The sequence below is a fragment of the Notoacmeibacter sp. MSK16QG-6 genome, assembly GCF_024158145.1.
Lineage (GTDB): Bacteria > Pseudomonadota > Alphaproteobacteria > Rhizobiales > Rhizobiaceae > Notoacmeibacter.
In genome coordinates, this window is sequence record NZ_JAMYXM010000001.1 from 1,566,717 (window position 1) to 1,586,745 (window position 20,029).

At 59.8% G+C, this 20,029-nt stretch carries 19 protein-coding genes; 9 read left to right on the forward strand and 10 right to left on the reverse strand.

The features are described from left to right. Both NIM86_RS07590 and NIM86_RS07595 read right to left on the reverse strand, forming a co-directional pair. Complete coding sequence (locus tag NIM86_RS07590) at positions 1–1,575, reverse strand: alkaline phosphatase (protein WP_253380566.1); 1,575 nt, start codon at positions 1,573–1,575, stop codon at positions 1–3. A 100-nt stretch (positions 1,576–1,675) separates the two neighbouring features. Next, complete coding sequence (locus tag NIM86_RS07595) at positions 1,676–1,834, reverse strand: YqaE/Pmp3 family membrane protein (RefSeq protein ID WP_253380568.1); 159 nt, start codon at positions 1,832–1,834, stop codon at positions 1,676–1,678. A gap of 372 nt (positions 1,835–2,206) precedes the next feature. On the opposite strand from NIM86_RS07595, the gene NIM86_RS07600 reads away from it, so the two are divergent. From NIM86_RS07600 to NIM86_RS07610, 3 genes are all read left to right on the forward strand, one after another. Then, the gene (locus tag NIM86_RS07600) at positions 2,207–2,470 is read left to right on the forward strand and encodes a DUF4212 domain-containing protein (protein ID WP_253380570.1); all 264 of its coding nucleotides are present in this window, start codon (positions 2,207–2,209) and stop codon (positions 2,468–2,470) included. A gap of 5 nt (positions 2,471–2,475) precedes the next feature. Next, positions 2,476–4,239 (forward strand): sodium:solute symporter family protein, encoded by a 1,764-nt coding sequence (locus tag NIM86_RS07605; protein WP_253380572.1) that lies wholly within the window; start codon positions 2,476–2,478, stop codon positions 4,237–4,239. 490 nt (positions 4,240–4,729) lie between these two features. After that, positions 4,730–5,917, forward strand: coding sequence for an OpgC family protein (locus NIM86_RS07610; RefSeq protein ID WP_253380574.1), 1,188 nt, complete (start codon positions 4,730–4,732; stop codon positions 5,915–5,917). Positions 5,918–5,929: 12 nt separating this feature from the next. Here the strand turns inward: NIM86_RS07610 and NIM86_RS07615 are convergent, their stop codons facing one another. Beyond that, positions 5,930–6,415 carry a thermonuclease family protein gene (locus NIM86_RS07615; RefSeq protein WP_253380575.1) on the reverse strand — a complete coding sequence of 162 codons (486 nt, stop codon included), beginning with the start codon at positions 6,413–6,415 and terminating at the stop codon, positions 5,930–5,932. Between the two features lie 164 nt (positions 6,416–6,579). Here NIM86_RS07615 and NIM86_RS07620 point away from each other — a divergent pair, with 164 nt between their 5' ends. Beyond that, positions 6,580–7,767: a hypothetical protein gene (locus NIM86_RS07620; protein WP_253380577.1), complete on the forward strand. Its 1,188-nt coding sequence runs from the start codon at positions 6,580–6,582 to the stop codon at positions 7,765–7,767. A 10-nt stretch (positions 7,768–7,777) separates the two neighbouring features. Here the strand turns inward: NIM86_RS07620 and NIM86_RS07625 are convergent, their stop codons facing one another. Together NIM86_RS07625 and NIM86_RS07630 are read right to left on the reverse strand one after the other, a co-directional pair. Further along, positions 7,778–8,446 (reverse strand): outer membrane protein, encoded by a 669-nt coding sequence (locus NIM86_RS07625; protein ID WP_253380579.1) that lies wholly within the window; start codon positions 8,444–8,446, stop codon positions 7,778–7,780. Between the two features lie 138 nt (positions 8,447–8,584). Further along, positions 8,585–8,824, reverse strand: coding sequence for a DUF1674 domain-containing protein (locus tag NIM86_RS07630; RefSeq protein WP_253380581.1), 240 nt, complete (start codon positions 8,822–8,824; stop codon positions 8,585–8,587). A gap of 89 nt (positions 8,825–8,913) precedes the next feature. On the opposite strand from NIM86_RS07630, the gene htpX reads away from it, so the two are divergent. The 4 genes from htpX (at position 8,914) to purH (ending at position 14,778) form a co-directional block, all read left to right on the forward strand. Next, positions 8,914–9,870 (forward strand): zinc metalloprotease HtpX, encoded by a 957-nt coding sequence (htpX, locus tag NIM86_RS07635; RefSeq protein WP_253380583.1) that lies wholly within the window; start codon positions 8,914–8,916, stop codon positions 9,868–9,870. Between the two features lie 44 nt (positions 9,871–9,914). Then, positions 9,915–11,243: an RsmB/NOP family class I SAM-dependent RNA methyltransferase gene (locus tag NIM86_RS07640; RefSeq protein WP_371872859.1), complete on the forward strand. Its 1,329-nt coding sequence runs from the start codon at positions 9,915–9,917 to the stop codon at positions 11,241–11,243. Between the two features lie 88 nt (positions 11,244–11,331). Next, a complete protein-coding gene (locus NIM86_RS07645; RefSeq protein ID WP_253380587.1) occupies positions 11,332–13,020 on the forward strand; it encodes a heparinase II/III family protein in 1,689 nt (562 codons plus the stop codon). 141 nt (positions 13,021–13,161) lie between these two features. Further along, entirely contained in the window at positions 13,162–14,778 is a 1,617-nt protein-coding gene (purH, locus tag NIM86_RS07650) for a bifunctional phosphoribosylaminoimidazolecarboxamide formyltransferase/IMP cyclohydrolase (RefSeq protein WP_253380589.1), read from the forward strand. Positions 14,779–14,824: 46 nt separating this feature from the next. Here purH and NIM86_RS07655 read toward each other — a convergent pair whose 3' ends face one another. The 3 genes from NIM86_RS07655 to acs form a co-directional block, all read right to left on the reverse strand. Next, positions 14,825–15,169, reverse strand: coding sequence for a hypothetical protein (locus tag NIM86_RS07655; RefSeq protein ID WP_253380591.1), 345 nt, complete (start codon positions 15,167–15,169; stop codon positions 14,825–14,827). Further along, on the reverse strand, positions 15,166–15,603 hold the full coding sequence (locus NIM86_RS07660; protein WP_253380593.1) for a MarR family winged helix-turn-helix transcriptional regulator: 438 nt from the start codon (positions 15,601–15,603) through the stop codon (positions 15,166–15,168). The genes NIM86_RS07655 and NIM86_RS07660 overlap by 4 nt, the downstream gene beginning before the upstream one ends. A gap of 243 nt (positions 15,604–15,846) precedes the next feature. Next, entirely contained in the window at positions 15,847–17,802 is a 1,956-nt protein-coding gene (gene acs / locus NIM86_RS07665) for an acetate--CoA ligase (protein ID WP_253380595.1), read from the reverse strand. A 308-nt stretch (positions 17,803–18,110) separates the two neighbouring features. Between acs and NIM86_RS07670 the strand changes: the two genes are divergently transcribed. Further along, positions 18,111–18,383 carry an usg protein gene (locus NIM86_RS07670; protein ID WP_253380597.1) on the forward strand — a complete coding sequence of 91 codons (273 nt, stop codon included), beginning with the start codon at positions 18,111–18,113 and terminating at the stop codon, positions 18,381–18,383. 79 nt (positions 18,384–18,462) lie between these two features. On the opposite strand, the gene NIM86_RS07675 is transcribed toward NIM86_RS07670, so the two are convergent. Both NIM86_RS07675 and NIM86_RS07680 read right to left on the reverse strand, forming a co-directional pair. Beyond that, positions 18,463–19,137, reverse strand: coding sequence for a metal-binding protein ZinT (locus tag NIM86_RS07675; RefSeq protein ID WP_253380599.1), 675 nt, complete (start codon positions 19,135–19,137; stop codon positions 18,463–18,465). Positions 19,138–19,328: 191 nt separating this feature from the next. Further along, positions 19,329–20,000, reverse strand: coding sequence for a YggS family pyridoxal phosphate-dependent enzyme (locus NIM86_RS07680; RefSeq protein WP_253380601.1), 672 nt, complete (start codon positions 19,998–20,000; stop codon positions 19,329–19,331). Positions 20,001–20,029: the final 29 nt, after the last annotated feature.

The following is a 20,029-nucleotide window of genomic DNA, read 5'->3' on the forward strand; positions in this document are numbered from 1 at the left end:
TCAGCTCGTTTTGGGATCGATCGTCGTCTGCCAGAGTTCGTTGTCGTCGCGATCCATTAGTCTGACCGTCATCTGCTCCGTGTCGCCGTCGATTTCGACCATGCCGAAGAATTGTAACCCGGCCGAGGGCGGTAGATTGGCCTCGCCTTCCGGCGGCGCTTTGACGAATTTCACCTCCGGTCCGAATGTCATGTCCAGATCGTTCGGGCCGAATGTTCCGGCATGGATGGGGCCGGAAACGAACTCCCAGAAGGGCTCGAAATCCTGAAAGGCAGCTCGATCCGGATGGTACTCATGGGCTGCGGTGTAGTGCACGTCCGCTGTAAGCCATAGAGTGTTGGCAATGTCGTTGTCCTTGATGAATTTTAGAAGGTCCGCAATCTCCATTTCGCGGCCCATCGGCATGCCATTGTCTCCATTGGCGACCGCCTCGACATATTTCGTCGTTTCGTTGATCGTGTCCCACACCAGAAGGCCGATCGGCATGTCGCAGGCAATCACCTTCCAGGTCGCGGTCGACTGCTTTAGCGCGTTTTTCAACCAGGCGATCTGCGTTTCGCCGAGAAGGGTCGTGCCGTCGCCTTTCGCGTTCTGCAGGCCGGTATTGTTGCCGTCTCGGTAAGATCGAAGATCGAGAAAGAAGATATCGAGCGAGGGGCCGTAATTGATCGTTCGGTAGACGCGGCCAGGCTCGGCCGGCGCGTAGGAGATCGGAGTCATCTCGTGGAAGGCGCGGCTGGCGCGGGCGGCCAGCACATGGATATCCTTGACGCTGTAGCGGTCGTCGGCAGATAGATTCTTCGCGGAAGACCAGTTGTTGACTACCTCGTGGTCGTCCCATTGGAATAAGGTCGGGACAGCGGCGTTGAAAGCCTGCAAATGGCTGTCCATCATGTTGTACTTCCACTGACCGCGATATTCGTCCAGCGTTTCGGCAACTTTGCGCTTTTCGTCGGTAAGGATGACGTTCTTCCAGACGCGGCCATCCGGCAAATCGACGCTCTCCTTCATCGGTCCGTCCGCGTAAACCGTGTCGCCGGAATGGATGAAGAAGTCCGGCTCGTGCCTGGCCATGGTGGCGTATGTTTTCATGCCGGTCTCGTCGATGCCCCAACCCTGCCCGGCCGTGTCGCCCGACCAGACGAAGCGGATGTCGCGTTTCTCAGTGGGAGCGGTCCGGAAGGACCCGGTAATGGGTTCGGAAACCATGTTGATGTCGGAAAGGTCAGCGGCCTTCATCCGATAAAAAATCGTCTGATCGACCGGCAGATCGGTCATCATTCGCTTCACCGCATAATCACTGTCCGGCAGTGCATTAAGCGGCGCCATCGCGATTGGGTTGGAGAAGCTTTCGGTGGTCGATGCCTCGAAAAGGATCCGGGCCGGTTTGTCGACTCGCCCCCAAACCATCCCGGACGACGACGAGATGTCGCCGGACTGGATACCATGGGTGAAGGTGGGCGCCTGATTGGCGCGGAGGTACGATGGCAGCGCGAGGCCCGATGCGGCGACAACGCCGCCAGCTCCGGCAGAAGCCAGAAAGTGACGGCGCGTCAGGCGATTGATACGGTTCATGGACGACTCCTTTGGCGAAAAACGCCGTAAGGATTCCCGAACCTCGTGACAGCGCTATTGCGCCATCATGACAGTTTGACGATCAGTTTCTCTCGCCGACCTATTTACGCAAGATAACCCACAGAGCGTGGATGATGCCGGGCACATAGCCAAGCAGGGTCAGCAACAGGTTCAGCCAGAAGTGCAGGCCAATGCCAACCTGGAGGAAGACACCGAGCGGGGGCACGAGAATGGCGAGAAGAACACGGATAATATCCATCGGGGCAAAAGTCCTTTGATCTCTTCGTATAAAAGAGCAACGCCAAGAGGGCGGTCCGGTTGCCGAGAGCTTCTGAAATTTCCTGCCATGCGGGATGGTCTGACAGTCGATCGGCGAGCGCGAAGCTTCGGAAACGGAGGCTATGCCATAGCTTTCCGCTTGCGCGCCAGACAGCGTATCCGATCCTGACAGTCGAACAAAAAAACCTCCGTGCGCAGACCCATCCGGGCTCAACACATGGTCTAAGATCGGTCGAAAAGACTGGTCTACTTCGCTCAGCTTCGGTTAAAGAGCAATCGTGGCGCTCGTGGAGCGACCGATGCCTGTGGGAGCACGGCTTATCGGCGCAATGAGCGAAGAGGGGAGGCTTTCATGAGTGAACAATCATCCAAAGCGGATGCCTATTGGGCTGAGAACAAGCGTCTAATGGTCATCCTACTTGTTATATGGGCGCTGGTGTCCTTTGGATTCGGCATCATCTTGCGGCCATTGCTTTCGAGTATTGAAATCGGAGGAACAGACCTCGGTTTCTGGTTCGCCCAGCAAGGATCAATTCTGACATTCATCGCACTGATCTTCATTTATGCCTGGCGTATGAACGCGCTGGACCGCAAATACGATTTCGACGAGGAGTAAGTTCGATGAGCCAGTACGCGCTAAACCTGATTTTCATCGGCGGATCGTTCATCCTCTACATCGTTATTGCCTGGGTCTCGCGGGCCGGCTCGACCTCCGAGTTCTACGCCGCGAACCGGGGCGTGCATCCCGTGGTCAACGGCATGGCTACCGCCGCCGACTGGATGAGTGCCGCGTCCTTCATTTCCATGGCCGGGCTCATTGCCTTTACCGGCTACGGCAATTCGTCGTTCCTGATGGGTTGGACCGGCGGTTATGTGCTGCTCGCCATGCTACTGGCGCCCTATTTGCGCAAGTTCGGCAAGTTCACCGTGCCGGAATTCATTGGCGACCGCTTCTATTCGAAAACCGCGCGGCTCGTCGCCGTCTTCTGCCTGATCGTTATATCGCTGACCTATGTCATCGGTCAGATGACAGGCGTCGGTGTCGCTTTCTCGCGCTTCCTCGAGGTCGACAATGCGACCGGGCTGTTCATCGGCGCAGCCATCGTCTTCTTCTACGCCGTGTTTGGCGGCATGAAGGGCATCACCTACACGCAGGTGGCGCAATATGTGGTGTTGATCTTCGCCTATACGGTGCCGGCGATCTTCATCTCTTTGCAACTGACCGGCAATCCGCTGCCGCCACTCGGCCTGTTTGGAGAAGTGTCCGATGGCACGTCGCTTCTGGTCAAGCTCGACCAGGTGGTGACAGATCTTGGGTTTGAGGAATATACGGCGCTGAACTCTTCCATGTTCAACATGGTGCTGTTCACGCTGGCGCTGATGATTGGCACGGCGGGTCTGCCCCACGTGATCATCCGTTTCTTCACCGTGCCGCGGGTTCGCGATGCGCGCTATTCGGCCGGCTGGGCGCTGGTGTTCATCGCGCTTCTCTATCTGGTCGCTCCGGCGGTCGGAGCGATGGCGCGGCTCAATCTCATCGACACCGTCTATCCGAACGGCACGCAGGCCGAGGCGCTGGAATATGAGGCGCGTCCGCAATGGATGAAGAACTGGGAGATCACCGGTCTTCTGACCTTCGAGGACAAGAATGGCGACGGGCGGATCAACTATTACAACGACGCCAATGAGGAAGCGGCTGGCGCGCTCGCCGGTTCGCCACAAGGCAACGAGTTGGACGTCAACCGCGACATTCTGGTTCTCGCTAATCCGGAGATTGCGCAGCTTCCGGGCTGGGTGATCGCGCTGGTGGCGGCAGGCGGCATCGCCGCGGCCCTTTCAACGGCGGCCGGTCTGTTGCTCGCCATCGCCTCGGCGGTCAGTCACGATCTCGTCAAGGGCGCGATCAATCCGACGATTTCTGAGCGGGCCGAGCTGATGTGGGCGCGCGTGGCCATGGCGGTGACGATCGGCGTCGCCACCTATCTCGGGCTCAACCCGCCCGGATTTGCTGCTCAAACGGTGGCGCTTGCCTTTGGTCTGGCCGCAGCTTCCATCTTCCCGGCTTTGATGATGGGTATCTTCTCCAAGACGGTGAACCGTTCCGGAGCCATTGCCGGCATGCTGGCAGGGCTTCTGTCCACGGTGATCTACATCTTCGTCTACAAGGGATGGTTCTTCATTCCGGAGACCAATCAGCTCGCCGATGTTCCGGAAAACTGGCTGTTCGGTATCGCTCCGACATCTGTCGGCGCCGTGGGCGCACTGATCAACTTCGTCGTCGCCATCGTCGTTTCGAAGATGACGGGCGATGTACCGGCACATATCAAGGAATTGGTGGAAAGTGTCCGGACGCCTCGCGGCGCTGGTGTCGCGACCGACCACTGACATTCCGATCACAGGAAACAAGAACATCCCGTCCGGTCCATCCGGGCGGGTTTTTCATGTCGGCCTTGCGATTGCAGCCTCTTGCACAGCGCGACAAAAATCCCCACACTCCGATTCGTGTTCAACGAATGAAAGGAGGTGATCTGATGTCGAGTGTTTACCAGTTCCGTGATGTGGTCTCGGCGGATTGCCTTCACGGGAAGCAGTCTTCCCGCTGACAGCGCATGACGTGCGGCCCTCGCCGACTTCGATCGGCCGGCTGACGACCGCACCATGAACGGAAACACGGGGCCCGCTGAAAAGCGGGCCCTTTTTCTTTGCGCCAAGCATTTTCACCCGCTGGGCCATTGTGCCGCCATGATGAGAGTGCTTTAGCAAATGACCTCTCAAGCAAGGGACTGCATTTGGGAAGGGCCGGTATGGATGCTTTTTTGCCCTTCAAAGCGCCATGCCCGATCATCATATCCCACGGATTAAAGACCGATATTCCATGACCCCTTCCGTGCCATCAATGCGCGACACGCGGATCGATGTGATCCGCGCGCTGATCCTTCTTTCGATATTCATCAATCATGTCCCCCATAATCCGCTGGAGTTCCTGACGCACAAGAATTTCGGGTTTTCGGATGCGGCCGAGGCATTTGTGCTGATCTCAGGCCTGTCGGCAGGCATGGCCTATTCCTCCAAATTTCAGACGGGCAAAGCATTGGCCGCGACGATCAAGGCCTGGCGGCGCGCCGGGGTGCTGTACGTCTCGCAGCTCTGCACGACCCTTTTTACGCTTGGCAGCTTCGGCTTCTTCGCCGCGCTCTGGACCCGGCCCGATCTGATGGAGAAGATCGCCATCCGGCCAGTCATGGAGCATCCCGCGGAAGCCTTTGCGGGTATCGTTCTGATGACCCATCAGCTCGGCTATAACAACATTCTGTCGATCTATGTCGTCATGCTGCTGATGCTGCCGCCGATGATGCTGCTTGGAAAGCGTAATGTCGGCGCCATGCTCGGTCTCAGTTTTGCGATCTGGCTCGTCTGCGGATTGCTGCAGATCGGCCCGCCCAACTGGCCGATGGAAGGGATCTGGTTTCTCGACCCGCTCTCCTGGCAATTTCTTTTCTTCATCGGTGTCGCAGCGATTTTGCATATCCGCGCCGGCGGCTCCTTGCCCCGTCACCCGGCGTTGATCGGACTGGCGGCCGGCTATCTGATCCTTTCGCTTCTATGGGTGCGGATACCGCTGTGGGGTGTGGACGTTTCGTTCGGCCTGCCCAAGGTTCTGACCGGGTTCAACAAGACCTTTCTTTCGACCTTCCGGCTGGTTCATGTGCTGGCAGCGGCCTATCTGATCGTCGCCATCGCGCCGCTTTCGCAGTTATTTCGCCGGCCGCTCGCCAACCCGCTGGCGATTATGGGCCGGCACGCGCTGCCGGTTTTCATCGCCGGCACATTGCTGGCCATGGTGCTGCAGCCCTTGCGGATGGTGGTTGAGCCAGCACCGGTTCTGGACGCTTTGCTGGTGATCGCCGGCTGTGCGCTGCTCTTTGCTCTTGTCTATTGGCTGGAATTCTTGGGCCGTCTGAAAAGGAGAGCGACCGCGCCGGCTCTGCAAAAGGAACGTTCGGGCAACGGGTCGATGGTGGCCCGCATGGACAAGCCGCGCATTCCGGAGAAAATTGCCTGATCTTCGAAGAAATCAGTCGGTCGCGCCAACGACGATACGGTCGATCACACGCGCCGCGGTTGCGCCGCCGCCGCACCAGTCGATGCGTTTGCCGCCGTGATAGGGCAGGGCGTAGCGCCCATCGATCATGATATCGCTCATATCCCGACCGCCGCCGATCCGCACATCGGCCAGCACGCGGCCATAATATTTGTCCGCCTCCACCTTGATGAGCGTGATGGGCGCAGAGCGTAGCAGGGTCTCAGCGCGTCGGGTCGCTGCGAGGCCAGCCTGTTTCTCTGCCTCGCAACCGGCGCGTCGCGTTTCGGGCGTGTCCATGCCCTTGACGCGGACCGTGTAGCGAAGACGCATGCCCGGCCAGACCAGCGCATCGGCAACGAAGCTGTCGCCATCGATGACATTGACCACCGAAACGGTAATCGGACCGGAGACGATATCTCCAGCCGTCGCATCTGGGCAGAGCGCCATAGCGCAGAGGATCATGCAGGCGAATCGCATGAGACGATTCTATCTCTGATTGTATAAACCGTGAATCCCGAATGTTCCGGTAGGGGCCTGATGCGGGTTGACCGAGCGTCAGCCACGCGGTCGCTGACCCGGCCGTCGGCCCTCTGTCCGTCAGACAGTTTTCCTGTGCGGGTAGAGGTTCTAAGGATCGGACCATGATCACAATCGTGATTCTTTTGGCCGTCGCCGCATCCGCTGCCTTTCTGTTCTGGCCACGCATCGCAAGGGCGACGCTCTGGCGCGCGACTATCACGCCGCTGGCGTCTATCATCGGCAGCGGTTTTCTGGTGCTGGGTCCCATCCTGCATGTTTCGTTCGGATGGTACGCGCCGTTCGTCATGGCGGTGCTATGCGCGGGCGCGTGGGGTTTCGGCAGCGCCATTCGGTTCAATATCGCAAGACGGGCGACAGGCGACCGCAGCCGGTATGAGCGATGGATGGAGACGGCGGCGTCGTGGTCTCTGGCTTTCGCCTATTTTATCTCGGTCGCTTATTATTTGAATCTGTTCGGCGCATTCGGCACCGAGCTGACGCCGTGGCGTTCCGATGCTCATGCGCGGCTTCTTACCAGTGCGATGCTGCTCGTTATTCTCGCGGTCGGCTGGATCTGGGGCTTTCGCGCGCTTGAGCGGCTGGAAACGCTCTCGGTATCATTGAAGCTTGCGATGATAGCCGGCCTGCTGGCAGGCCTTGCCTGGTTCTTCGTGGGCGAAGCCACGACTGGCGGCCTCATTGTCAGTCTGCCGACGGTGACAGGATGGCCGGCCATCGCGCTGACCTTCGGCCTGATCGTTACCGTCCAGGGTTTTGAAACGTCCCGTTACCTTGGCGATGAATACGATGCGGCGACCCGTATCCGCTCGATGCGGCTGGCGCAGATCATCTCCACAATCATCTATCTGATCTATATTCTGCTTATTGCCTATGTTTTTCGGCCCGACGCCGTGCCGCTCAGCGAAACCGCGATCATTCAACTGATGGCAATCGTTGCGCCTATTCTGCCGATCCTGCTGACTGCGGCGGCGCTTGCCGCGCAGTTCAGCGCTGCCGTGGCCGATACGGGCGGATCGGGTGGGCTGGTTGCAGAACTGAGCGGTGGCCGGGTCTCAATCCGTATGGCCTATGTGCTGCTTGTGGCTGTCGGGCTCGTCTTTACCTGGGCCTTCGACGTGTTCGAGATCATCGCTTATGCATCGCGCGGATTTGCTCTCTATTACGCGATTCAATCCGCTATCGCGGCGCTGGGGGCACGACGCGAGGAGCGCCATGCCCTCGCGGCGTTTTATTGTGTACTTGCCGTGACGGGGCTCGCCATCGTTGTTTATGGCGCGCCCGCGGAATAGGTTCGCGGCTCTAAAACTTGTAGGCTAGGCCGAAGCGTATCGTATGCATATCGAGGTCGGTTTCGATCTCGTTGCCGCCGTCCACGGTGAAATCTTCGTCCTCGAAATTGTAGTAATCATATTCTGCGCGCAACACGACATTGGAACCGATCAAGGTCTCTACGCCGCCGCCGACCGTATAGCCGAGAAGGACTTTTCCTTCATTGTTGACGTTTCCGGTGAGATCCTCGGTTTCGATTTTCATGTGACCGAGCGCAAGGCCGCCGGTTCCGTAAGCGAGAAAGCGGTCTGCGGCATAACCGAAACGGGCGCGCAGCGAACCGAAGGCATTGACTTCGCCACGGCAGTCGAACGCGGCGGAAGGGCAATCTGTCTCGTCATCGATATCGGCAATATTCGCCTCGATTTCCGCACCGGCAACCAGCGATCCGAACTGATAATTGTAACCGGCATAGAGCCCGCCAAAGACGCCATCGGGATCGACATCGACGGTGTCGCCACCAGTCTGATAGGTCCAGTCCGTATCGGCCCAACCATAGCCCAGTTGCAGGCCGGCATAGGGTCCAGACCAGCTAAAACCTTCTTCCATCACGGGTGGATCGTAAACCACCGCATCTGCCGCGAAGGCCGTTGTCGATGAAATTCCGAGCGCCGTCGCCAGAAGCATGACTCTAAACATGGATATGCCGTACCAATCTCTGCGTTGTTCCCGATCCGTTTTTCACAGCGAATCTTCAGGCTGATACGGGTTCTAGCGGAAGATATTCCTTATGGCTGTCACCAATGCGCAACGCTTTGACAGCAATGCGGACCGGCGTCAAAAATCGACAGCGATGCCCTTCTTCTCCCAGTCGCCATAGCGAACCGGCTCGCGACCGCCGCGCCCGTCGATCTCACGCGGCATGCTGTCCTCGAAAGCATCGAAGGCTTGCCGGCGCTTTTGTGCTTCCTGCAACGCGCGTTGGGCGGCGGGGGGTAGATCCTCGAAACGGCGCGCCTGGCTTGCGTTCTCCGTAAGCCTCGCATCCTTTTCGTTCGATTGTCCTGTCTCGGTCATGGCGCCCTCGATTGATGAATTCACTGCTGCCTCCCATATAATCCCTGCAACAGCACTGTGCATCCCTCTAGAAAGGACGGGCCGGTTCGATGAATTACGTGAAGACGGCGATGCTCATCGCCTTCATGACCGCGCTTTTCATGGGCGTCGGTTTTCTAATCGGCGGACGCGGCGGCATGATGATCGCGTTCGGCGTCGCGGTCGCGATGAATCTCTTTTCCTACTGGAATGCCGACAAGCTGGTGCTCAAGATGCACGGAGCCAAACAGGTCGATGCCCAGAGCGCGCCGGGCCTTTACCGAATGGTCGAGCAGCTCTCGCAAAATGCCGGCCTGCCTATGCCCAAAATCTACATCATGGAGAACGACCAGCCGAATGCGTTCGCCACGGGCCGCAATCCGCAGAACGCCGCCGTCGCCGCCACGACAGGACTGTTGCGTCAGCTCGACGAGCGTGAAGTGGCGGGCGTCATGGCGCACGAACTGGCGCATGTGCAAAATCGCGATACGCTGATTATGACCATTACGGCGACACTGGCCGGCGCGATCTCCATGCTGGCCAATTTTGCTTTCTTCTTCGGAGGCAACCGGGGCAACAATCCGCTCGGCGTTATCGGCATGCTGGTTGCGATGATTGTCGCGCCCATCGCTGCGATGATCGTGCAGATGGCGATCAGCCGCACACGCGAATATGCCGCCGACAGGCGCGGCGCTGAAATTTCCGGCGACCCGCTCGCTCTGGCCAGCGCTCTGCAACGCATTGCCGGCGGCGCAAAGGCCATTCCGAATATGGATGCGGAGCGCAATCCCGCGACGGCACATATGTTCATCATAAATCCGCTATCAGGCGAGCGGATGGACAATCTGTTCTCCACCCACCCAGCGACGGCCAATCGCGTCGCCGCCCTTCAGGAAATGGCCGGTGAGATGAGTGTGCCGGGGCCGGCTTCTCGCGCCGGTATCGAAAGGGCAGGCGCGCGCGTACCGACCGGCGCGGGCCGACAGAGCCCTTGGGGCGGCGCGAAACGCCGCGGTCCCTGGACGTGAACACCAAGCCCGTTAACCGGTCCAAACCGCGTAAGAATTCACACATATTGTCAGAACGGCCCGATCCTTCGGCCAAACCGGGTCTGGCCGTTCGGCTTGCGGCTTCACGGTTGCTCGCGGCCGTTGTCGACAAGGCCACGCCGCTCGATGCGCTGACCGACGACGAAAACGGCAATCCGGCCTATCTGGCGCTCGAAGCGCGTGACCGGGCGCTGTGTCGCGCCATCCTGCTGACCGCGCTTCGCTATCGAGGCAGTCTCGCCGCCCTGATCGCCGCAAAGCTCGACCGGCCGCTGCCGCCGAATGCACGGGCGCTCGATCATCTGCTGCATGTCGGGGCAACGCAGATCGTGCACCTGTCGGTGCCCGATAGCGCTGCGGTGGATCTCGCTGTAACGGCCGCTCATGCCGATCCGCGCTTGTCGCGGTTCGCGTCTCTGGTCAATGCCGTGTTGCGCGGTCTGGCCAGAATGCCGGCGGAAAGGCGTGACCGTATCGCCTCCGCGGCGACCGATGCGCCGGACTGGTTCGCCGAGGCTCTGCGGCGCGATTACGGTATGGACAAAGCGATTGCTATCCTCGCCGCCCATCGAGCGGAGGCATCGGTCGATATCACGTTGAAGGGCGATGAAGCCGATTGGGCAGGCCGTCTTGGCGCGCGGCTGCTGCCCAACGGTTCGCTGCGCCTGCCGGCGGAGACTTCGCCAATTCCGACATTGCCGGGTTTTGAAGAAGGCAGATGGTGGGTGCAGGACGCCGCCGCGACCATTCCAGCGCGTCTTCTAGGCGCGTCTTCCGGAATGCGGGTTGCGGACCTTTGCGCGGCGCCGGGCGGCAAGACGGCGCAGATCGCCCTGACCGGCGCGAATGTCACGGCGGTGGATCTTTCCGCTTCGCGTCTGCGGCGTCTGGACGCCAATCTGAATCGGCTTGGCTTTTCCGTTCAAGCCGCGCAATCGGATCTACGCAAATGGCAGCCGGATGAACCGTTCGACGCCGTGCTGCTCGATGCGCCCTGTTCCTCAACGGGAACGGCGCGCCGCCACCCGGATATCCCGTGGACCAAATCCGACGCCGTGGTGGAGAGAATGGCGGCATTGCAGGGCGAGCTTCTCGAACGGTGTGTGGAATTCGTCAGACCGGGCGGAATCATCGTCTTTTCCAATTGCTCGCTCGATCATCGGGAAGGCGAAGCAGTGGCCAGTGCTTTCGCCGGGCGTGGTGAAATCGAGCCTGTTCCCGTGACCGCAGAAGAGCTTCCGGGTTTCGAATTCGCCGTTACATCTGATGGCTGGGTGCGTACGACGCCGGACGACTGGGCGTCGCTCGGTGGTGTCGATGGGTTTTTCGCGGCACGATTCCGCAGGATTTGAAGCAGTTATCCACCGGCAGCGCTTGGTAGTGAGCCGCGCGACGGCGTAAAACGGCGCATTGTATCGAGAATTTTGAGAAAATGGGGCATTGGCCATAAGCGGGAATTTCGGATCGCTGCTTCACCTCTTTGCGGATGCTGCCGGCCGGCAGCTGACCAGTCCCTTGCGAACCGGCAGGCTCGCCCGCATCCGCGCGCTGCGACCCGTTTCCAATCCGCCTGCCATTCTGTTTTCGCCCGTCCGGCTCGTTAAAGGCGATGCAGTGAAGGCGCGGGATTATTATTCAGGCGAATGGCAACTGGCCGGCCATACCATAGCGGTCGGCGCGGACGGGCCGTTCGACCAGCCCGATGTGCCGGATGCGTGGCAGCGCCAATTGGAGCGTTTCGGCTGGCTTGCAGATTTTCAGGCGGCCAACAGCGATCTGGCGGCCGCGCAGTCGCGGCTCCTCGTCGAGACTTATCTTTCGCGCCCTCTTTTCATGACGAGAAACGGACGCAATGTGGGGATCGCCGCGGAACGCGTGCTGCAATGGCTGCGAAGCGCGCCGCTCCTTTTCCGCGGCGCCGATTCCCGCTTTGCTTCTGTTCTGGGGCGCGGCTTTGTCCGTCATGGCCGATGGCTGCGCCGGGCAATCTCACCGGCGCCAGAGCCCTTCGACCGATTGCGCGGTCGCGCCGCCCTTCTAGCGCTCGCACTCTGCCTTTCCGATGGCAAAAGACGGCTTGAAAAAGCGCAAAAGAATTTCATCTCCGAACTGAATGCGCAGATGCTCGCCGATGGCGGTCACGTCAGCCGCGATCCATCCGCTCTGCCGGCTGTTCTGGACGACCTACTGCTGCTCCGTCAGGCTTACGGCAATCTGGGACGCGCGCCGCCTCAGGCGATCAATGAAGCCATCGAACGCCTGTTCGTCCTGTTGCGTTTCTTCGACATGGGAGACGGGCGGCTGGCCCGCTTCAATGGCGGAGGTTGGGTCGATCCGGCCTGGATTCGCGCGCTTCTGGCGGAGGACGATGTAGAGGGCCAGCCAGCAGGGCTCGCCGCCGCATCTCATTATCTTCGCCTGTCGGCTGGCGGCAGCGTGCTTCTGGCCGATGTCGGCGGGCCGCCGCCGCTGAACTTTGCCGGTCACGCCCACGCCGGGGCGCTTTCCTTTGAGTTTTCTGTCGATGGCGATCCGTTGATCGTCAATTGCGGGGCAGCGCGTGATCCGGAATCCACGGTCTTCGGCCTGTCGCGCGTGACCGCAGCGCATTCGACGCTGACAGTCGGCGACCGCTCTTCGGCGCAATTCGCGCAGGCGGGTCGACTGCTGGAATGGGTAGGCCGGCCGCTGATCGGACCTATCCACGTGACGGTGGAGCGCAAGGGCGCTTATGCGGCGGCGATGCGCCACGACGGTTATGCGGAGCCGTTTGGTGTTCTGCATGAGCGTTCGCTGGTCTTGGCCAATGATGGCCGCTCTCTCGGCGGGATCGATCGACTCCTGCCGTCCAGTCAGAAACCTTCCATCGAGATCGGCGCGCCGGTGACACTCCGGTTCCATCTGCATCCGGCGGTGAATGCCTGGCAGGATCGCGATGGCTCCATAACGCTTGCGGTGAATGGCGGCTGTCGCTGGCGCTTCGTCGTCGATGGCCAAGAGGCTGCGCTGACCGACAGTCTCTATCTCGGCAGGAGCGGTGGTCCTGTTGCCACCCGTCAGATCGAGATCGCGATTGCCGATGCGGCGGCACCGCTGACGATAGAGTGGGGCCTCGTCTATGAGGGCTGAGGCCGTTTGGCAGAAACTGGTGATGGTCGAATAAACCTGCCTCGCCATTGGACGGGCATCGTGCTAGGGCGCGCCATCTCCATCTGAACGCCAAGCAAGCCCGCCTTTCCAGCTCGCAGAATCATCGACAGGATCCGCTCCATGGCCGTCGCCGCAAAAGCCATCACTCCGCCCGATCGGGTGACCATCCGCCGCGCCCTTCTTTCCGTTTCTGACAAAACGGGGCTTCTGGATCTGGCCAAATCGCTGGCGGGGCGCGGCGTGGAATTGTTGTCGACCGGCGGTACGGCCAAGGCGATCCGCGAGGCCGGGATCGCGGTGAAGGATGTGTCGGAGGTCACCGGCTTTCCCGAAATCATGGATGGCCGCGTCAAGACGCTGCATCCGAATGTGCATGGCGGTTTGCTGGCGATCCGCGACGATGCCGATCACAAGGCCGCGATGGACGAGCACGGGATCGGCGCGATCGATCTGGCGATCATCAATCTCTACCCGTTCGAGGAAGTGCGCGCCGCTGGCGGTGAGTACGGGCTGACGGTGGAAAATATCGATATTGGCGGGCCGGCCATGGTACGCGCTTCGGCCAAGAACCACGCTTATGTTTCCATCATTGTGGACCCCTCCGATTACGCGCCGCTTCTGGCGCAGATGGCCGAGAATGAAGGCGCGACGACCTATGCGTTTCGCCAGCGGCTCGCTGGCAAGGCGTTCGCGCGTACAGCGGCCTACGATGCGGCAATTTCCGGCTGGTTCGCAGAGACGCTGGAGATCGACGCGCCCGAATATCGCGCATTTGGCGGCAGGCTGGCCGCCGTTATGCGCTACGGCGAAAATCCGCATCAGAGCGCCGGATTCTACAGTGACGGCACCAACCGGCGGGGTGTGGCAACGGCCACCCAGGTGCAGGGCAAGACGCTCTCCTACAACAATATCAACGATACGGATGCCGCCTTCGAACTGGCGGCGGAGTTCGACCCGGCAAAGACCGCTGCCGTCGCCATCATCAAGCACGCCAATCCTTGCGGCGTCGCGGAGGGGCAGACGCTCGTGGACGCCTATCGCAAGGCACTGCGTTGCGATCCGGTGTCGGCATTCGGCGGTATCGTCGCGCTGAACCGGGCGCTCGACGCCGAGGTCGCCGAGGAGATCGTCAAGGTTTTCACCGAGGTCATTATCGCGCCGGACGCGAATGATCAGGCGAAGGCCATCATCGCGGCGAAGAAGAATCTGCGCCTGCTTCTGACAGGCGGGCTACCGGACCCCGCCGCGCGAGGTGCGATGGTAAAGAGCGTCGCCGGTGGCCTTCTGGTACAGGATCGGGATTTCGGGCGGATCGACGATCTCGATCTGAAGGTGGTGACGAAACGTGCGCCGAGCGAGCAGGAAATGGCCGATCTGCGTTTTGCCTTCCGTGTCGCCAAACATGTGAAGAGCAACGCCATCGTTTACGTCAAGGATGGCGCGACGGTGGGTGTCGGGGCAGGGCAGATGAGTCGGGTGGACAGCGCCCGCATCGCGGCTCGCAAGAGCGCGGACGCCGCCGAGGCAGCGGGCCTTTCCGAGCCGCTTTCGAAGGGCTCGGTCGTTGCCTCAGACGCCTTCTTCCCCTTCGCGGACGGTTTGCTCTCTGCAGTGGAAGCCGGTGCGACGGCGGTGATCCAGCCGGGCGGTTCGATGCGCGACGACGAGGTGATCGCGGCGGCCGATGAGCATGGCATAGCCATGGTGATGACCGGGATGCGCCACTTTAGGCACTGATCGGTTTGCGCGACACGCCCGCGGTCGAGCGCGCCTCGGCGTCGGATCAGCGTTGCGGGTTGCCTTTCGCTTTTTCCTCGGTGGTCAGCGCGTTCCACCAATCGGCGTAAGAGGTATTCCACGGGGCTTTGCGAGTCTCGTCAGGGGCGTCATCGTTCCACCAGACCGGACCACGTTCACCGAGACGGCGTTTAGCGGCATCGACCCGTTGGCGTGCTGCGTGTCTGGCATCGCCGTCGCGCGCATCGCGAACGGCGCGGCGGGCTGCCATCAAATCGTTGACCGCCGCCTGCCGCTCTTCCTCGGGAAGGTGCGGGTCCGATTTCCGCCATAGCCGGCCCTTGGCGACGAAATATCGTCCGTCGGGTGTCTCCGGATAGGGAGCGCTCATGGCCGCTGCGCCTTTTGCAGATTGGCGATGGTGTTGCGCATCAGTTCGATAAGGGCTGTCCGCTCCCATTGGGTCAGGCCTGCAAGAGCGGTCTCGTTGACGACTGACGCTGCATCGGTGGCTGCTTCTCGAAGCTCGCGCCCCCGTTCGGTCAGCCAGATTTGTCGAGCGCGATTGTCTTTCGGGTGCGGCTTCGGCTCGATCAGCCCGTCGCGCGCCATGCGCTTGAGGGTATTGGCCATGGTCGCCTGCTCTACATCAAGCCGCTTAACGAGCTCGACCTGCGTTAGACCGTCCTCCTCCCACAATTCCAGCAATGTCATGAATTGGGCTGGGGCCAGATCGAGCGGGGCGATCTGGCGTTGCAGGGCAATCGCGAAGAGACGCGCCATGTGACTGGCCAGATAACCCGCCGAGTAATGTTTATCGAACATGCAATAAGCCTTTTCAATAGCGCGCTATTTAAAATATAAACAGCATGCTATTTATGATCAAGAGCGCTATTCGCGCTCGTCGCTTCTGTCGATATCGAGCCGATTTTAGCCTGCTGGACTATCTCGAATGGCGGGGCAGGCCAGAAACCGAACGGCCCGCCCGACGTCGGCATAACCGGATTTCGATTGTGGAAATGAAAAAGGCGGGCCGCTGCCCGCCTTCTATTCACTCGACAAAGAAGCTCAGCTCTTCTTGTTCTGCCGGTTGTCGATCAGATCATCGACGACTTCCGGTTCGGCAAGTGTCGAGGTGTCGCCGAGGCTGCCGAAATCGTCTTCGGCGATCTTGCGCAGGATGCGGCGCATGATCTTGCCGGAGCGAGTTTTTGGCAGGCCCGGGGCGAACTGGATCATGTCGGGCGAAGCAATAGGACCAATCTCCTCGCGGACATGATTGCGCAATTCCTTCCGCAATTCGTCGCTGCCTTCCTCGCCGGCCATCAATGTGACGTAGCAATAGATGCCCTGACCCTTAACATCGTGCGGATAGCCGACGACGGCCGCCTCGGAGACCTTCGGATGAGAGACAAGAGCGCTCTCGACCTCGGCGGTGCCCATGCGGTGGCCGGAAACGTTGATGACATCATCGACGCGGCCGGTGATCCAGTAATAGCCATCGGCATCACGGCGGGCGCCATCGCCGGAGAAGTAATAGCCGTGATATTGCTGGAAATAAGTGTTGGCGAAGCGCTCGTGATCGCCATAGACCGTGCGCATCTGGCCCGGCCAGCTGTCGGCGATTGCGAGGACGCCTTCCGCTTCGGTGGTTTCGATCACCTTGCCGCTTTCCGCCTCCAGCATGACCGGCTTGACGCCGAAGAACGGTCTCGTGGCCGAACCGGGCTTAAGGGGCGTTGCACCCGGTAGCGGCGTGATGAGATGGCCACCCGTTTCGGTCTGCCACCATGTATCGACAATCGGTGTCTTGCCCTTGCCGACCTTATGGAAATACCACTCCCAGGCTTCCGGGTTGATCGGTTCGCCGACCGTGCCGAGTACTTTCAACGTCGAAAGATCGTGACCTTCGACAAAGCTGTCGCCTTTGCCCATCAGCGCGCGGATCGCTGTCGGAGCCGTGTAGAACTGGTTGACCTGGTGCTTGTCGATGACCTGCCAGAAGCGCGAAGCGTCCGGATATGTTGGCACGCCCTCGAACATCAGCGTTGTCGCGCCATTGGCGAGAGGTCCGTAGACGATATAGCTGTGGCCGGTGACCCAGCCGATGTCGGCGCCGCACCAGTAGACATCGCCCGGATGGTAGTCGAAGACGATCTCCTGGGTCATGGAGGTCCAGACCAGATAACCGCCCGAGGTGTGAACCACGCCCTTCGGCTTGCCGGTGGAGCCGGAGGTGTAGAGGACGAAGAGCGGATCTTCGGCGTTCATCGCCTCCGGTTCGCAATCGTTTCCGACCTTGTCTTCCATCTCATGGAGCCAGAAATCGCGGCCGTCCGTCATATCGACCCCGTCGCCGACACGCTTGACGACGAGGCATTTGACGTCGTCGCCGCATTTGGCCAACGCCTTGTCGGCATTGGTCTTCAGCGGCGTCTTGCGGCCGCCCCGCGGCGCCAGATCTGCCGTGATGAGCAATTTGGCGTCGCAATCGTTGATCCGGTCGGCCAGGGCGTCGGGCGAGAAGCCGGCGAAAACGATGGAGTGAATGGCGCCGATCCGCGCGCAGGCAAGCATGGCGTAGGCGGCCTGGGGGATCATCGGAAGATAAATGACGACACGGTCGCCTTTGCCGACACCCATTTCTTTCAGAACGTTAGCGAATTTGCAGACATGGGCATGGAGCTGCTTGTAGGTGATGAATTGCGCCTCTTCATCCGGGCTGTCTGGCTCCCAGATAATGGCGGTCTGTTCACCCTTGTCCTTGAGATGGCGGTCCACGCAATTGGCGGAGACGTTCAGCTCGCCATCCTCGAACCATTTGATGGAGATGTCGGGGTAGTTGAAATCGACCGCCTTGATCCTGGTGGGCTCCTTGATCCAGTCGAGGCGCTGCATGTGCTCCTTCCAGAAACCTTCCGGATCGTCGATGGAGCGCTTGTACATCTCCTCATACTGTTCGGCATCGACAAGGGCACGCTGCTTCCATGCATCCTGAACCGGATGCACCTGTACGTCACTCATGGAATTTCCTCCCTCCAACAGGTTTCGGCGACAAGCCGCCATCTCTCCGCCGGGCGTTCATCTTCGCCCCGGTCTCTTCGCCTCATCTAGCGCGTGACCGGCCGCTCTCCAATTGGACATTCGGTGAGTATTGGCTGTCTCTCACCTGTTGCGGCGACCGATGAGCCGTTTGGCATGCGGCTTGTTAGCAGTCTTCTTTCATGAACAGCAACAGTCTGGCAAGTAAAGGGAATTAGCGGGAATTAATAGTCTGTTTACCATGTCGGGTTTTCAATCGATTCATCGATTAGAATAGGAGCAGGCAGGCAATGAGCGATCAGCGCGAAATGGAACTCATGCTCAAAGGCTACGGGCTGACTACGGCGGAAATTCTCTATCGTATGCCGGATCATCCCGACTTCCTCCAAACTTATCTCTGGCAGGAATATGATGTGGCGCCGCGCTTTCCGGCCATGAAGAAATTTCTTCATTTCTGGCAGGAAAAGCTGGACGGTCCGCTGCATTCCATCCGTTATTGTCATCGTCGGCTGATCCGGCCGGGCGAATGGACAAACGTGGCCGGGGAAATCCAACTGCACTGAGCGGAATCGTTCATCGTGGCGGTTGGCGAAACGGATTGTCCGCACCACCAACCGCCTCTTCAAAGCCGACGGTGCCAGATCAGTGTGCCGTCATCTCTTCGACGATCTGCTCGCCATTGAGCGATGAGGGGTAGTAGGTCGGCCAGTTGGTCAGTTCGCTCAAGAGAGCTTGCCGGTCGTCGCCCCAATAGAGATGGTAATGATCGGCTTCGCCAGGCGTGATGCGGTGATCGCTGAACTGAATGATCTGCGGTGCGTCCTCGTCGCCACCGGTCTTCTTGAAGATGTAGCGGACGCCGCGATTGCCCTTTTCGTAATTGAGAATTTCGTAGCCGTCATCGGCATATTGCCCTTTGGCCGGATTCCCATCCTTGTAGAAGGTAAGCGTCTCGCCATCGATTACGATGCGGTCGACATCCGTCTGATAGCCGGTCGTATAGTAGGTTTTGTATTCCTCGGCGGTCTTGTCACCCGACTCCGCTTTGTGGGCCATGACGGGATCCAGCGTCCCATCCTGAAGATATGGGTAGACGGACTGCCAGTCGCCCTGCCAGTCGGCGAGCGTGCGACTCTCGATCTGACTGTCCTCGAAATAGCCCTTGTAGATATCGGTCTTGGCATCCTTCTTATCGTGGGAATGCGCATGCGCCGACGTTTCGTCGGCCTTCCTGTCTTCGGCAAATGCCGGTGCTCCGACGAGCAGGGCTGCCAAGAGGGCGAGCGAACCCGCCTGTTTCATGAAATCGATATTCATTTTCTGGAATCCAATCCTCGTTGTCTAGTTATGTTATAACATAACAAGTATGGTCTAGTCGGATTGAAGTAGGATGGTCAAGGGCGAAGGGAGAATTATCGGACCGTGATCGCTGCCAATCGGGGCCGGGCGTTAGTGGTGATCGTCATCGAGCCATTTCATGGAGGCGGCACGTGCCGATAGCAGGACGTTCAGCCGTAATCCCGCTCGCCGAAGATGGCGGAGCCGACGCGGATATGGGTTGCGCCAAAGCGAATTGCCGTTTCGAAATCCGCGCTCATACCCATGGAAAGCGTTGAAAGCCCGGCCTCGTTGGCCAGCTTGTCTAAAAGCGCGAAATGCGGGCCGGGATTGTCGTCAACGGGCGGAATGCACATTAGCCCGTCAATTGTCAGGCCGTATTCGTCGCGACATCGGGCGACGAAGGCAACGGCGTCTTCCGGCATGATGCCGGCCTTCTGCTCTTCCTTGCCGGTATTGACCTGCACCAGCAGACGCGGCGTCTTGCCCTGCTTTTCGATCTCCTTTGCCAGTTCCCTGGCGATCTTCTCGCGGTCGACCGTTTCGATCACATCGAAAAGTGCAACGGCATCTGCGGCCTTGTTGCTTTGCAGCGGTCCTATCAGATGGAGTTCGGTGTCGGGATAGTCTTCACGCAAGGCCGGCCATTTGCCCTGCGCTTCCTGAACTCTGTTTTCGCCAAAGATACGCTGGCCGGCATCGAGAACCGGGCGGATCGTCTCGGCGTCATGCGTTTTCGAAACGGCGACGAGCGTGATGTCGGACGCCGGGCGGCCTGCTTCTTCAGCAGAGGCATTCATGGCGCGTTTCACATCATCGAGCCTTTCGGCCGTCTCACTCATTGTCATTGCTCCCCTTTCAAAATGCCGCG